Origin of the sequence: Comamonas testosteroni ATCC 11996 (assembly GCF_000241525.1) — a bacterium.
Lineage (GTDB): Bacteria > Pseudomonadota > Gammaproteobacteria > Burkholderiales > Burkholderiaceae_C > Comamonas > Comamonas testosteroni.
The window spans coordinates 21438-35177 of sequence record NZ_AHIL01000041.1; the positions used below are offsets into that span (position 1 = coordinate 21438).

12 protein-coding genes are annotated in these 13740 nt (G+C 63.4%); 6 read left to right on the forward strand and 6 right to left on the reverse strand.

Annotated elements, in window-relative coordinates; genetic code table 11:
- Positions 1–8: 8 nt before the first annotated feature.
- The 3 genes from CTATCC11996_RS17480 to rpsT all read right to left on the reverse strand — a co-directional run bounded on the left by CTATCC11996_RS17480 (position 9) and on the right by rpsT (position 3810).
- Positions 9–1385: an MATE family efflux transporter gene (locus CTATCC11996_RS17480; protein ID WP_003078635.1), complete on the reverse strand. Its 1377-nt coding sequence runs from the start codon at positions 1383–1385 to the stop codon at positions 9–11.
- 111 nt (positions 1386–1496) lie between these two features.
- Entirely contained in the window at positions 1497–3191 is a 1695-nt protein-coding gene (gene mqo, locus CTATCC11996_RS17485) for a malate dehydrogenase (quinone) (RefSeq protein WP_003078637.1), read from the reverse strand.
- Between the two features lie 325 nt (positions 3192–3516).
- Entirely contained in the window at positions 3517–3810 is a 294-nt protein-coding gene (gene rpsT / locus CTATCC11996_RS17490; RefSeq protein WP_003052598.1) for a 30S ribosomal protein S20, read from the reverse strand.
- Positions 3811–4044: 234 nt separating this feature from the next.
- On the opposite strand from rpsT, the gene murJ reads away from it, so the two are divergent.
- Together murJ and CTATCC11996_RS17500 are read left to right on the forward strand one after the other, a co-directional pair.
- Positions 4045–5610, forward strand: a complete 1566-nt coding sequence (gene murJ, locus CTATCC11996_RS17495) for a murein biosynthesis integral membrane protein MurJ (protein ID WP_003078641.1) — start codon at positions 4045–4047, stop codon at positions 5608–5610.
- 104 nt (positions 5611–5714) lie between these two features.
- Entirely contained in the window at positions 5715–6563 is an 849-nt protein-coding gene (locus CTATCC11996_RS17500; protein WP_003078643.1) for a SirB1 family protein, read from the forward strand.
- A gap of 24 nt (positions 6564–6587) precedes the next feature.
- Here CTATCC11996_RS17500 and CTATCC11996_RS17505 read toward each other — a convergent pair whose 3' ends face one another.
- Both CTATCC11996_RS17505 and purM read right to left on the reverse strand, forming a co-directional pair.
- Entirely contained in the window at positions 6588–7646 is a 1059-nt protein-coding gene (locus CTATCC11996_RS17505) for an AI-2E family transporter (RefSeq protein WP_034349547.1), read from the reverse strand.
- A gap of 37 nt (positions 7647–7683) precedes the next feature.
- On the reverse strand, positions 7684–8736 hold the full coding sequence (purM, locus tag CTATCC11996_RS17510) for a phosphoribosylformylglycinamidine cyclo-ligase (RefSeq protein ID WP_003078647.1): 1053 nt from the start codon (positions 8734–8736) through the stop codon (positions 7684–7686).
- A 357-nt stretch (positions 8737–9093) separates the two neighbouring features.
- Between purM and hda the strand changes: the two genes are divergently transcribed.
- From hda to folK, 4 genes are read left to right on the forward strand one after another with little or no spacing between them, the layout of a single operon-like run.
- Complete coding sequence (gene hda / locus CTATCC11996_RS17515) at positions 9094–9792, forward strand: DnaA regulatory inactivator Hda (RefSeq protein WP_003070849.1); 699 nt, start codon at positions 9094–9096, stop codon at positions 9790–9792.
- Positions 9793–9849: 57 nt separating this feature from the next.
- Positions 9850–10551, forward strand: coding sequence for an HAD family hydrolase (locus CTATCC11996_RS17520; protein ID WP_034349549.1), 702 nt, complete (start codon positions 9850–9852; stop codon positions 10549–10551).
- Positions 10548–12113 (forward strand): polynucleotide adenylyltransferase PcnB, encoded by a 1566-nt coding sequence (gene pcnB, locus CTATCC11996_RS17525; protein ID WP_003078650.1) that lies wholly within the window; start codon positions 10548–10550, stop codon positions 12111–12113. Before CTATCC11996_RS17520 ends, pcnB begins: the two co-directional genes overlap by 4 nt.
- Positions 12106–12618: a 2-amino-4-hydroxy-6-hydroxymethyldihydropteridine diphosphokinase gene (gene folK, locus CTATCC11996_RS17530; protein ID WP_003078652.1), complete on the forward strand. Its 513-nt coding sequence runs from the start codon at positions 12106–12108 to the stop codon at positions 12616–12618. The genes pcnB and folK overlap by 8 nt, the downstream gene beginning before the upstream one ends.
- Positions 12619–12736: 118 nt before the next feature.
- On the opposite strand, the gene CTATCC11996_RS17535 is transcribed toward folK, so the two are convergent.
- Complete coding sequence (locus CTATCC11996_RS17535; RefSeq protein WP_034349551.1) at positions 12737–13705, reverse strand: Bug family tripartite tricarboxylate transporter substrate binding protein; 969 nt, start codon at positions 13703–13705, stop codon at positions 12737–12739.
- Between the last annotated feature and the right edge of the window lie 35 nt (positions 13706–13740).

Consider the following 13740-nt stretch of genomic DNA (forward strand, 5'->3'; position numbering starts at 1 on the left):
CTGCAGGTCTAGCTCTGCGCTGTCGTGCTGTCCAGCAGCCGTGACCGGCGCCACGGGCCCCAGCGGTAGTAGACGATGGACAGCAGCATGGATGCCAGTGCGCTGAGCGGAAAGCTCCACCACAGCGCATCCTGCCCCCACAGCGGCTGCAGCCCCCAGGCCAGGGGCAGGCGCAGGCCCCACAGCGTCAGGGTCAGGATGGCCAGAGGGGCCAGCACCGCACCCGTGGAGCGCACCACGCCGGCCAGCACGCTGCTCACGCCCAGCAGCATGAACGAGCTCAGCACGATGCGGTTGAGGTGGCGTGCGGGCTCCAGGGCCGTGCTGCCCTCGGGCAGAAACAGGGCCAGCACGAAGCGGTCGCAGGCCAGGATCAGGGCCACGCAGGCGCCTGTCAGCAGCAGATGGCAGGCTACGCCGGCACGCGCCGTGCGCGCCACACGCGGCCAGTGGCCGGCGCCCACGTTCTGGGCGGCGATGGTGGTGCAGGCCGAGGCCACGGCAATGGCCGGCATCTGCACATAGGCCCAGAGCTGCAGGGCCGCGCCGTAGGCGGCCGAAACCTGGGCACCATGGGTGTTGATCAGGGTCAGCATCAGCGCCAGGGAGAGCGAGACCACCAGCATCTGCAGGCCCATGGGCAGGCCCTTGGTGACCAGGCAGCGCACCAGCGCCGACTCGGGCCGTAGATGGCGGCGCTGGCGCCAGCCTATCCATAGCGGCAGCCGCTGCCAGCGCAGCCAGGCCAGCAGGCCCGCGAGGCCGAGGCTGTTGGCCGCCAGGGTGGCCAGTGCCGAGCCTGCCATGCCAAGGCCGGGCAAGGGGCCGGCGCCGAAGATGAACAAGGGGTTGAGCAGGGCATCGCCCAGGGCCACGCCCAGCAGGGCCACGAAAGGCGTGCGGCTGTCGCCCGTGCCGCGCAGCACGGCGGCCACGAAGATCAGCAGCAGCATGGGCGGCAGCGCGAGAAAGAGCACCCTCAGATAGTCCACGGCCAGTGCGGCGGTGGCGGGTTCGGCCCCCATGGCGCCCAGTATGGGGACGGCCAGCGGCCAGCCCAGTGCGGCCATCAGCAGGGACATGCCCAGAAACAGGCTGGCACTGGTGCCTGTGATGCGCCGGGCCAGGGCCCAGCGGCCCGCGCCCACGGCCTGGGCCACCAGCAGATTGGCGGCCTGGCTGATGCCGAAGACCAGAGCAATCAGCACAAACAGCAGATTGTTGGCATGCACGGCCGCAGACAGTGCGGTCTCGCCCAGATGGCGTCCGATCCAGAAGGCATTGACCGAGGTATTGAGCGACTGCAGCACATAGCCGCCCCACAGAGGCAGGGAAAAACGCAGCAGGGCGCGGCCTATCGGTGCATGGGTCAGTGGCTGGTGCATGGAAAAAAAGGAGGCGGCGCAACCTCAAGCGGCGGGCTCTGCAAGAAAAAACCCCGCGCGGCACAGGCCGGCGGGGCGGGCACCGGCGGGCCGGTGCGGGGAGAGCTGGGCTTAGAGCGCCTGCATTTCCTTGTTCAGTTGGGTCGGGTTCTGGGGAGCTGCGGCAGGCGCGGGAGCCGCTTCGGCCTTTTTGCCCAGGTCGGCAGGGACATCCACATAGGGCAGCTTCAGGGCCGAGCTGGTCATGCGGCGGATCTCGTTGGTATAGGCGGCATCCTCGTTGATCTTGCGGCCGTAGGAAGGCACGATCTGCTGGATGTGGGCCTTCCACTCGGCGCTGGCCATCTGCTCGGGGAAGGACTTCTTGAGCAGGTTCAGCATGATGTGGGGAGCGGTCGAGGCACCGGGCGATGCACCCAGCAGGGCAGCGATGCTGCCGTCTTCCGAGCCCACGATTTCGGTGCCGAACTGCAGCACGGCGCCTTTTTCAGGGTCGCGCTTGATGATCTGCACGCGCTGGCCGGCGGTGACCAGCTTCCAGTCCTCGCGCTTGGCTTCGGGGAAGTACTGGGCCAGCACGGCCTGACGGTCTGCGTCGGTCAGCTCGGCCTGCTGCATCAGATACTGGACCAGGTCCAGGTTGTGGATGCCCACGCGCAGCATGCCCATCAGATTGTCATGGGTGACCGAGGAGAACAGGTCCCACCAGGAGCCGTTCTTGAGGAACTTGGTGGTGGCCAGTGCAAAGGGGCCAAACAGCACCACGGGCTTGCCGTCGAGCTGGCGGGCGTCCAGATGGGGCACGGACATGGGAGGCGAGCCGGTGGAGGCAATGCCGTAGGCCTTGACGTCGTGGCGCTTGGCCAGCTCGGGGTTCTCGATGGCCAGGAACTGGCCGCCCACGGGGAAGCCGGCGTAGTTCTTGGATTCGGGGATGCCCGAGGCCTGCAGCAGCTTGAGTGCGGCGCCGCCGGCACCGACGAAGACGAACTTGGCCTTGACAGTCTTTTCCTGGCCGCCCTTGGCCAGATCCGCAACGGTCACGTTCCAGGTCTTGTCTGCGTTCTGGCGCAGGGCCGTGACTTCGCTTTGCAGGTGCAGCTGGAAGTTGGGGCTCTTCTGGAGCGAGGCCATCAGCTGCTCGGTCCAGACGCCATGGTTCACGTCGGTGCCCAGGGGCATGTAGGTGGCGGCGATCTTCTGGGCCGGGTCACGGCCTTCGATCATCAGCGGGGCCCACTTCTTGATCTGTGCCTGGTCTTCGGAGTACTCCATGCCGTAGAACAGCGGGTTCTGGACCAGGGCCTGCTGGCGCTTCTTGAGGAAGGCGATGTTGTCATCACCCCAGACGAAGCTCATATGGGGCGTGGCGTTCACGAAAGTCTCGGGCGACTGCAGGTGGCCGCGGCCGACCTGGTGGGCCCAGAACTGGCGCGTCACCTCGAACTGCTCGGCAATGCCCACGGCACGCTTGGTTTCCACGCTGCCATCGGGCAGCTGGGGCGTGTAGTTGAGTTCGGCAAAGCCCGAGTGGCCGGTGCCGGCGTTGTTCCAGCCGTTGGAGCTTTCCAGGGCCACGCCGTCCAGGCGCTCGAAGACCTCGATCTTCCAGTCGGGCTGCAGCTCCTGCAGGTAGGTGGCCAGCGTCGTGCTCATCACGCCGGCGCCCACCATCACCACATCGACGGGCTGCTCGTTCTCGGCCTTGGGCACGGAGCGAGGAAATATTGGCCAAAACAAAAATAACAGCGCGGCCAGGACCAGGGCCGCGACGGCTCCCAGTCCTGCTTTGATCGACTTTTTCATGACTTTTTCTAGACTTGACTATCAAAAAAGCCTGCGGGCAGGCGGCAGGCTTTTTGCGAAGATACGGGGCAAGTCCTATAAAAGACATGAGACTCCCCGACCTGGGGATTGTCCTAGGGAAGTCAAAATCTGACGCTAATCAATTCGTATTAGGACGCTTTGTGCTAAAGGAGAGGCGGTTTGCGCATGCGCTGATGAGGCAGTCAACTGTCGAGCGCGGACAACAAAAAAACCGCCCTAGGGCGGTTTTGATGTTTTTTGCTGACAGCGCACCCGTTACAAACGGCAGATGACCGAAGTCATCCGTGCTTGAGGGAGGCTGGTATTAAGCAGCCAGAGCCAGGGTCTTGACCTTGGCGGACAGGCGGCTCTTATCGCGAGCTGCCTTGTTCTTGTGGAAGATGCCCTTGTCAGCGATCGCGTCGATCACGGACTGAGCCTTGGCAAACAGTTCAGCTGCCTTGGTCTTGTCGCCGGCCACAACAGCCTTCTCGACATTCTTGACAGCAGTACGGTACTTGGAACGCAGCGAAGTGTTCGCAGCGTTCAGCTTGACGTTCTGGCGGGCGCGCTTGCGGCCGGAAGCCAGGCGGGGGTTCTTTTTGGCTTTAGTTGCCATGATTATTTCCTTGTGTGTCTGAGGATGATGTCAGCAAAACCGTGGATTGTATCACCCCCTGTGCGGCTTCGCCGCTTCCCCCTTTAAGGGGGACGACATCCTCGCGGCGGGGCGGCCCTTGCTCGATGTCTCTGTGTTGGGCCGTGTCTGCTTTGAGATCGCTGGATTGCTACAGAGTGAAAAGCGCCGCAAATCAGTCTGCAGCGCTTGGCATGAACGCATACACTTCGCTGCGTGTCACTGTTCAAAGCCGCCTCCACCGTATCTCTTCTGACGCTGGCCTCCCGTATTTCGGGGCTGGTACGCGATCTGCTCATGGCCTCCATGTTCGGCGCCAATGCGCTGACCGATGCCTTCAATGTCGCATTCAGAATTCCCAATCTCTTTCGCCGTCTGTTTGCCGAAGGCGCTTTCAGTCAGGCCTTTGTGCCGGTGCTGGCCGCCAGCAAGACCCGGGATGGCGAGGAGGCCACGCGCCACCTGATCAGCCATGTCGCGACCCTGCTGTTCTGGGCGCTGCTGGTGGTCTGCGTGCTGGGCGTGATCGGCGCTCCGCTGCTGGTCTGGCTGCTGGCCAGCGGCATGCGACAGTCGCCCGACGGTTATCAAGCCGCTGTGGTGATGACGCGCTGGATGTTCCCCTATATCGGCTTCATGTCGCTGGTGGCGCTGTCGGCGGGCATTCTCAATACCTGGAAGAAGTTCGCGGTATCGGCCGCCACGCCCGTGCTGCTCAATCTCAGCATGATCGTGGCGGCTCTGCTGGGAGCGCCCTGGTTTGAGAAGCAGGGCATAGAGCCCATCTATGCCATGGCTGGCGGCGTGATGCTGGGCGGCGTGCTGCAACTGGCGGTGCAGATTCCTGCGCTGCGCTCCATGGGGCTGATGCCGCGCATCGGCTTCTCGCCCGCAGCCATTCGCGCAGCCTGGGACGAGGCGGGGGTGCGCCGCATCCTGACTCTGATGGGGCCGGCGCTGCTGGGGGTTGGCGTGGCCCAGGTCTCATTGATGATCAATACCCAGATCGCCTCCTACATGGCTCCCGGCAGCGTGACCTGGCTGTTCTATGCCGACCGCCTGATGGAGTTCCCCACGGCCTTACTGGGCGTGGCGCTGGGCGTGGTGCTGACGCCGCAGCTGGCGTCCGCCAAGGCGGCCGGCGACGGCGAGCGCTATTCCAATATGCTGGACTGGGGCCTGCGTCTGGTGGTGCTACTGGCCGTGCCCTGCGCCGTGGGCCTGCTGACCTTCGCCACGCCGCTGGTGGCCACGCTGTTCCATCGTGGTGCCTTGCATGACAGCGATGTGGGGCAGATTGCCCTGGCGCTGATGGGCTATGGCGCCGGCCTGCTCGGCCTGGTGGCCATCAAGGTGCTGGCGCCCGGCTACTACGCCAGCCAGGACATCCGTACACCCGTGAAGATTGCGATCGTGGTGCTTGTGATTACGCAGTTGCTCAACCTGGTGCTGGTGCCCTGGCTCAAGCACACGGGGCTGGCCCTGTCCATCGGTCTGGCCGCACTGGTCAATGCGAGCTGGCTGCTCATCGGCCTGCTGCGCCGCGGCACCTACAAGCCCGGGCCGGGCTGGCTGAAGTTCATCCTGCAGGTGATTGCGGCCAGTGCCTTACTGGCGGTGCTGCTGCTCTGGGGCAGTCAGCACTTTGACTGGGTGGGCCTGCGCAGCAATGGCTTGCTGCGCGCAGCGCTGCTGGCCGCCATGATGGCTGGGGCCGCTGCACTCTACTTCGGCGTGCTGAAGCTCTCGGGCCTGAATCTGCGTCAGTTGCTGCGCCGTTAAAGCTTGGGCTGCTCATGGAAAAGTGAGCGGTCAGCGCAGGTTTTACAGGCGTATCAAGGGGATTTCGCTTGCATGACCTGCCAAGGCGGCTTACAAATCAGCCTATGAGCTGGACGATAGACGAGTACCCCACGGCCCTGCAGTATTTTGCGTCCCTGGTGCAGAGTGATGAAAACTTTGCCTTGATGGAAGCAGCCATCAGCATTGCTCAGGATGCCGAACCTGATCTTGACCTGCAATCCGTGCTGGCCGAGCTGGACAGGCTGCAAGTGCGTCTGGTGCAGCGTCTGGCAGGCGAGGAGGACGGTTTGCGCAAGCTCAGTGCGCTCAACAAGTTCTTCTATGGCGAACTGGGCTTTGCCGGTAACCTCAACAACTATTACGACCCCGCCAACAGCTATATCCACCATGTGCTGCAGACAAGGCGCGGCATTCCCATCAGTGTGGCGCTGATCTGGCTGGAGTTGGCTTCCAGCATTGGTCTGACGGTGGAGGGCATAGGCTTTCCAGGGCATTTCCTGGTCAAGGTCATGCTGCCACAGGGGCAGGTGGTGCAGGATCCGTTGACAGGCGATTCCTACTCCGCAAGCGCCTTGGCAGAGCGCTTGCAGCCGTTTCTCGATCAGGCAGGCATTACACCCGACGATGCGCCGCCGCTGGGGCTGTATCTGCAGGCCGCTCATCCCCGCGATGTCGTGGCGCGCATGCTGCGCAATCTGCAGGAGATTCATCAGGTCCAGAAAGACTGGCCCATGCTGGTGGCCGTGCTCAATCGCCTGATCTTGCTGCAGCCCGGTCGCGAGGAGCTGTTCAGGGACCGCGGTATGGCGTATGCCCAATGGGGAGTGATTGAAAGAGCGCTATCGGATCTGGAGCGTTATGCGCCTTCCGCACAAGGGCAGGAGTCCGATTACATCGCGAGAACCATTGCCCGGCTGCGCCGGACGGGCTGAACGCCCTGGTGGCAAGCAGCTTGCTTACACCAGGTGTGCGGCTTCCAGCTCTTTCTTGAGATAGGCATAGAACAGCGGCGCAGCCACCAGACCGGCGGGGCCGAAGACGGACTCAGCCACGAACATCACGGCCAGCAACTCCCACACGCCCATATGTGTGCGTGTGCCCACGACCTTGGCGTTGATCACGTATTCGGCCTTGTGGATCAGGATCAGAAAGCCCAGGCAGGCGGCGGCGGCCACGGGCGACACCGACAGGCCGACCAGCGTCAGCACGGCGTTGCACAGCAGGTTGCCGACGATGGGGATCAGTCCGGCGATGAAAGTCAGCGTGATCAGCGCGGGGGTGTAGGGCAGCTGCAGCTTCCAGATCGGCAATATGGCCAGCAGAAAGACGGACGTCAGCAAGGTGTTGAAGGCGGCGATCCAGAACTGGGCTGCCACGATCTGCTTGAAGGCCAGGGCAAAGTGTCCGATGCGCTGCTGCAGGGCCAGCACCAGCGGCGGGTGGCGCGTGGCGATGGGACGCACGGCGGCCAGAGCGCCGATGATCAGGCCCACATAGGCATAGAGCAGGCCGGTCAGCCAGGCGCGGCCCGCCGTGGCCAGCACGCCGGCCTTGGCGGCCAGATAGCCGGCCAGCTTGCTTTGAATTTCCTGGGCGCCGTCAGGCAGCTGATCTGCAATGTCCGAGGGCAGTTTCTCTCGCAGCTCCAGCACCGTGGCCGCAAGATAGTCCAGCAGTTCCTTGTACTGGGCAGGGGCTTCGGTGATATAGGTTCGGGTCTGGGAGAGGGCGCCGCTGAGCAGGGCCAGTGGCGCCAGAATCACGATGGTGGTGGCAACCACCTGGGCCCAGCGTGGCAGCTGGTTGCTGGCAAAGGCGCGAGGATTGGCGCGTGACAGCAGGCGCGACAGTGAGCGGGTCAACATGAAACCCACGCACACACACAGCAGGCCGGGAAGTATTCCCTGATGCATGACGAGCAGCAATGCTGCTCCCATCAATATGTAACTGGCCAGTATGACCTTGGGCGAAGGGCCCGGTTGCGTAGTGATGGGGGCGGGCAAATGCTGCGTCATTCAGGCTCGGGGTAGAGGGGCTGTGATGAAGATTTGCTTAGCGAACTTCAACGGGCTTGCCGGAGCCGATTTCCGTGATGGCTCCGATGCTGTAGACCTTCTCGCCCAGCTTGGCCAGTGTGGCTGCCGTGTCTTCTGCGTCTTCAGCGGCCACCACCACCACCATGCCGATACCGTTGTTGAACGTGCGGTTCATCTCGATGTCGTCAATGCCGGCGGTCTTTTGCAGCCAGGCGAACAGCTCGGTCTGAGGCCAGCTGCCAGCCTTGAGATGGGCTGCGGTGCCTTCTGGCAGCACGCGGGGAATGTTTTCCAGCAGGCCGCCGCCGGTGATGTGGGCCAGGGCCTTGATGGGGTGCTTGTCCAGTGCTGCCAGCACGTTCTTCACATACAGACGGGTGGGCTCCATGATGGCGGCCTTGAAGGGCTTGCCGTCCAGGGTCTCGGGCACAGTGCCCTGGGCTTCTGCGCGCTCGATGCACTTGCGCACCAGCGAGAAACCGTTGGAATGCACGCCGTGCGAGGCCAGACCCAGTACCACATCGCCGGGCTTGACGTTCTGACCGCTGAGGATCTTGGACTTTTCGACCGCACCGACGGCAAAGCCGGCCAGATCGTATTCGCCGTCGGGGTACATGCCGGGCATTTCAGCGGTTTCACCGCCGATCAGCGCGCAGCCGGACAGCTCGCAACCCTTGGCAATACCGCCCACCACGGCAGCAGCGGTGTCCACATGCAGCTTGCCGCAGGCGAAGTAGTCGAGGAAGAACAGGGGCTCGGCACCCTGCACCAGTACATCGTTCACGCTCATGGCCACCAGATCGATGCCCACGGTGTCGTGCATATTCCACTCGAAGGCCAGCTTGAGCTTGGTGCCCACGCCGTCGGTGCCGGACACCAGCACGGGTTCCTTGTAGCGCTTGGGCACTTCGAACAGGGCACCGAAGCCGCCGATGCCGGCCATCACGCCTTCGCGCATGGTTTTCTTGGCCAGGGGCTTGATGCGTTCGACCAGGGCGTCGCCTGCGTCGATGTCAACACCGGCGTCTTTGTAGGAAATGGGGGTAGAGGAGGATGCGGAAGAGCTCATCGATGGATCCGGTGCGGGGGCGCCCTGCTGGGCGGAAACCCCGGGATTCTACGGCGCTTGCCCATGCAGCGGGGGCGCCCGGACATGCGTCAAAGGGTTTTGCTGGAGCATTCATGGCCTGACTACAACAACGGCAGTAGGCAAAATCAGCCCGAAGCCGCTCGGGGGCTGCGAGTGCAGACTAAAATTGGTGCTTTTGTTACCGAGTGATCACGCTAGGGCATATTGCAGGGCCTGATCTGAATACGCGTCCGGGCCTTTGTTTCTTCCACCATTGATGCTGATGAATCTCCTGCCAGATTTCGCCGCATGGGCTGTTGAGTGCCCAGGAAAGGGGGCGCTGCGCGTATGTCGCAGATGAAGCAGCTGGCTCTGGATATCAGCATGGCGCCCGGCCCGACGCTCGCGCGTTTCTTTGTCGGCCCCAATGCTGCGTTGATCGATCACCTGCGTCACTGGGTGGGCGATGGCCAGTTGCAGCAGTCGCGAACGCCAGTGCCTACTTATCTCTGGGGTGAGGCAGGGTCCGGCAAGAGTCATTTGCTCAAGGCGGTGCGTGAAGCCCTGCGCGAGCAAGGGGCCATGGTGGGCTGGATGGATGCATCCACTCCGTTCCCGCCCGAGTTCGACGAACGCTGGGCCGCCGTGCTGATGGACGATGTGGACATCTACACCCCGTTCCAGCAGGCGCGTGCCTTCAACTGGTTTGTGAATGCCACCAGCCCCGCCACCGGTCTGCCGCGCTGGGTGCTGGCCGCCGGTCAGTTGCCGGTGGCCGATCTCAAGATGCGCGAGGACTTGCGCACCCGTCTTGGCTGGGGGCATGTCTATCAGCTGCATCTGCTCGACGAGTCGGCGCGGCGTGCCGTGCTGCGTCAGGAGGCAGATGCCCGTGGCGTGTTTCTGAGCGACGAAGTGATGGATTACATGCTCAGGCGCTTTTCTCGTGACCTGGGCTCGTTGATGCAGCTGCTGGACATGCTGGACGGTTTTGCCCTGCGCAACAAGCGCGCCATCACCATCCCGCTGCTCAAGACCATGCTGGAAACCGAGTGAGGCCTGTGCTCACGCTCCCCGCTTTGGCCATGCCACAGCACTTTTTGTTGGATTTGCATGTCGACTTCTGAATTGGCTATCAAGCCCAGGCTGGCCCTGTTTGACCTGGACCATACGCTGCTGCCGCTGGACTCCGACCATGGCTGGGGCGAGTTCTCCATTGCCATCGGCTGGTGCGACCGCGAGGAGTTCGGGCGCCAGAACGATGCCTTTTTTGACGACTATCTGGCCGGCCGTCTCAACATTCCCGACTATGTGCGCTTTGCCACTGCTGCCGTGGTGCAGCGCGGCGAGGCTGAAGCCACGGCTGCGCACCAGCGTTTCATGGACGAGGTGATTCGCCCTGCGATCAAGCCTGCCGCCCTGGCATTGGTGCAGCAGCACCTGGATGCGGGAGATACCGTGGTCATCACCTCGGCCACCAACGAGTTTGTGACGCGCCCCATCGCCCAGGCTTTCGGCGTGCAGCATCTGCTTGCGACCGAGCTGGTGCGTGATGGCAGCGGCTGGTTCACGGGAGAGATTGACGGTGTGCCCAATATGCGCGAAGGCAAGGTCGTGCGCATGACCGAATGGCTGACCCAGCGCGGCCTGCGCTGGGAGGATGTCGAGGCGACCTTCTACAGCGACTCCATGAACGATGTGCCCCTGCTTGAAAAAGTGGATCACCCGGTGGCCACCAACCCCGATGCGCGCTTGCGTGCCCTGGCCGAGGAACGCGGCTGGCGCATCGTGGACCTATTTAGCGAAGCACCATGATCAAGACCATTATTGACAAGCTGCTGGGCAAGGCGCCCGCAGCTCCCCGCTCGCGCAAGCCCAAGTTCGGCAAGCGTGAGGAAGTGCCGGTTCAGGTGCATGGCATAGACCCGAATCTGGTTGACCGTCGCGCCATCGACGTGGTGCAGACCCTCAAGAGCTCGGGCTACGAGGCCTATATCGTCGGCGGCGCCGTGCGCGACCTGCTGCTGGGCCTGCGTCCCAAGGACTTCGATGTGGCCACCGATGCCACGCCCGAGCAGGTCAAGAACCTGTTTCGCCGTGCCTTCATCATCGGCAAGCGTTTTCGCATCGTGCACGTGGTCTACGGCCGTGGCCGGGAAAACGAAGTCATCGAGGTCTCCACCTTCCGCGCCTTTCTGGACAACAGCGCGGCCGAGCAGGTCAGCGGCAACGAACGCACCAGCAAGAATCAGCTGGCAGGGCTGAAACATGCCGTGGATGCCAGCGGCCGCGTGCTGCGCGACAACGTCTGGGGCCCGCAGGATCAGGACGCCACACGCCGCGACTTCACCATCAACGCCATGTACTACGACCCCGAGACACAGATCGTGGTCGACTATCACGGCGGGATAGCGGACGCCAAGAAGAAGGTGCTGCGCATGATCGGCGATCCGGCCACGCGCTACCGCGAAGACCCGGTGCGCATCATTCGTGCCGTGCGCTTTGCCGCCAAGCTCAGTGGCAAGGGCTTCAAGCTCGAAGCCAAGACCGCCAAGCCTCTGGTCGAGTGCGAGCCGCTACTGCAGGAAGTGCCGCAAAGCCGTCTGTTCGACGAAATGCTCAAGCTGCTGCAGACCGGCCACGCGCTGGCCTCGGTAGCTCAGCTCAAGGAACTGGGCCTGTCGCGCGGCATCTATCCGCTGCTGGACGTGGTCATGGAGCGCGCCGACCATCCCTTCGTGCAGGCCGCACTGATGGATACCGACCGCCGCGTGGCCGAAGGCAAGCCCGTGGCGCCCAGCTTTTTGCTGGCCTGCGTGCTGTGGCAGGACGTCAAGCAGGGCTGGGAAAAGCGTCTGGCCAAGAGCTATCACCCTTTCCCTGCACTGCAGGAGTCGATTGACGAGGTGTTCGATCAGCGTATCGGCGATGTCTCGGGCCGAGGCAAGCTGGCCGCCGACATGCGCGAGATCTGGGTCATGCAGCCGCGTTTTGACAAGCGCACCGGAGCCACTCCGCACTCCATGGTGGCGCAGCCGCGTTTCCGTGCCGGTTTTGACTTCATGCGCCTGCGTGCCGATATCGGCGAGGTCGAGGAAAGCCTGGCCAGCTGGTGGCAGGAGTTCCAGCAGGCCGATGATGCCCAGCGCGATGACCTGATCGCCCAGGCCCGCGACGAACAGCGCGCCCGCCAGCGTGCCCAGCAGCAGACGGCGCCCAAGGTGCATCGCGTGGCCAAGAAAAAAGCCGAAGGCGAACAGGACAGTCCGCTGGATCAGGTCGCCGCAGAAGGCGATGCAGCCGCTCCCAAAAAGCGCCGCCGCCGTCGTCGCAAACCATCCGCTGGCGCTGCTTCTGCCGCCGGTGGCGATGAATAGACCGCCTTCCCTGGCAACCGATACGGTTGCCGTCGGTCTCGGGGCCAATCTCGGTGATGCGCGCCAGACCCTGTCCTGGGCCGTGGCGGCGATGGCCGGGCTGGCCCGGACCGAGCTGCTGGCTGTGTCCTCGCTCTACAGCAGCAAACCCATTGATTCTTCCGGGCCTGACTATCTGAATGCGGTGGCGCTGCTGCGCACCGGGCAGGAGCCGCTGAATCTGCTGCATGCGCTGCAGGCGATCGAGCTGCAGGCCGGACGCGAGCGCCCCTACCGCAATGCACCGCGCACGCTGGATCTGGATATCGAGTTATGGGGCAACCGTCAGTCGGACGATCCCGAGCTGATCCTTCCCCACCCGCGCATGTGGCAGCGCGCCTTTGTACTGCTGCCGCTGGCCGAAATTGCGCCAGGCTGCGTGAGCGCCGAGCAACTGCAGGCCGTGGCAGACCAGGGCATAGAACGCAGCCTGGCTCAGGGTTGGTGGACAGAGCAGTCAGCGTAGTTCTGATTTAATAGCTTGTCGCGCTTGCCTGGCAAGCGATGGATGCCGAGATCACCTATGAAAAAAAAGCCCCGGCTGCCAATGGCTCCCGGGGCTTTTCAATCGGCGTCAGCAGCTATCAGTCGACCTTGGCGCCGGAGGCCTTGACGATGGGCTGGTACTTGGCGCGCTCGGTGGCCATGAATTTGTCGAATTCTGCAGGCGTGGAGCCCACGGGTTCGGCCATCAGGGCGTTGAAGCGGGTCTTGGTTTCCGGTGCTTGCAGGGCATCATTGAAGGCCTTGCTCAGCTTGTCCAGCACGGGCTTGGGGGTGCCGGCCGGGGCAACCAGTCCCCACCAGGTGTCAATGGCAAAACCGGGGTAGGTCTTGGACAGCGCAGGCACGCCGGGCAGCAGCGGCGAGGCATTGAGCGAAGTCACAGCCAGAGCCACCAGCTTGCCGCTCTTGATATTGGGCGCGGCCGCAGCCAGGTTGTCGATATTGAAGTCCACCTCGCCAGACAGCAGGGCCAGCTGGGCTGGGTTGGCGCCACGGTAGGGCACGTGCAGTGCAAAGATGCCGGCCTTTTGCTTGAGCATCTCGCCGGCCAGATGGCCTGCGGAGCCATTGCCGCCGCTGCCGTAGTTGAGCTTGCCGGGATGGCCCTTGGCGTAGGTGATCAGATCGGCCACGCTATGGATCTTGAGCTGCTCGGCCTTGGCGGCATTCATCACCAGCACATTGGGCACGCGCACCATCTGGGTGATACCGGCAAAGTCCTTGCCTGCGTCATAGGGCATCTTGGTGTAGAGCCAGGGGTTGACGGCATGGGTGGCTGTGGCGGCCAGGCCTATGGTCAGGCCGTCGGGCTGGGCCTTGGCAATGGCGTCGGCGCCGATATTGCCACCGGCACCCGCCTTGTTGTCGATGATGACGACGCCCAGGGAGTCGCGCACCCGCTCTGCCAGTGCGCGCGAGGTGATGTCCAGCGGACCACCGGGCGCATAGGGCACGATCAGACGGATGGGTTCTTGGGCCTGGGAGAGGGGAGAGGCCAAGGCAGCAACGGCCGCCATGACCGAGAGAAGGCTGTTTCTACGGTTCATAGAGCTCTATTGTGCAAAAAATTGCAGCGGCTCCG

Bases quoted from the DNA above. Each gene is read 5' to 3' on its own strand.
- CTATCC11996_RS17520 (WP_034349549.1), top strand. From the start codon at position 9,850: ATGTCGACTTCTGAATTGGCTATCAAGCCCAGGCTGGCCCTGTTTGAC.
- hda (WP_003070849.1), top strand. From the start codon at position 9,094: ATGAAGCAGCTGGCTCTGGATATCAGCATGGCGCCCGGCCCGACGCTC.
- CTATCC11996_RS17480 (WP_003078635.1), bottom strand. From the start codon at position 1,385: ATGCACCAGCCACTGACCCATGCACCGATAGGCCGCGCCCTGCTGCGT.
- CTATCC11996_RS17500 (WP_003078643.1), top strand. From the start codon at position 5,715: ATGAGCTGGACGATAGACGAGTACCCCACGGCCCTGCAGTATTTTGCG.
- rpsT (WP_003052598.1), bottom strand. From the start codon at position 3,810: ATGGCAACTAAAGCCAAAAAGAACCCCCGCCTGGCTTCCGGCCGCAAG.
- CTATCC11996_RS17535 (WP_034349551.1), bottom strand. From the start codon at position 13,705: ATGAACCGTAGAAACAGCCTTCTCTCGGTCATGGCGGCCGTTGCTGCC.
- pcnB (WP_003078650.1), top strand. From the start codon at position 10,548: ATGATCAAGACCATTATTGACAAGCTGCTGGGCAAGGCGCCCGCAGCT.
- purM (WP_003078647.1), bottom strand. From the start codon at position 8,736: ATGAGCTCTTCCGCATCCTCCTCTACCCCCATTTCCTACAAAGACGCC.
- mqo (WP_003078637.1), bottom strand. From the start codon at position 3,191: ATGAAAAAGTCGATCAAAGCAGGACTGGGAGCCGTCGCGGCCCTGGTC.
- folK (WP_003078652.1), top strand. From the start codon at position 12,106: ATGAATAGACCGCCTTCCCTGGCAACCGATACGGTTGCCGTCGGTCTC.
- CTATCC11996_RS17505 (WP_034349547.1), bottom strand. From the start codon at position 7,646: ATGACGCAGCATTTGCCCGCCCCCATCACTACGCAACCGGGCCCTTCG.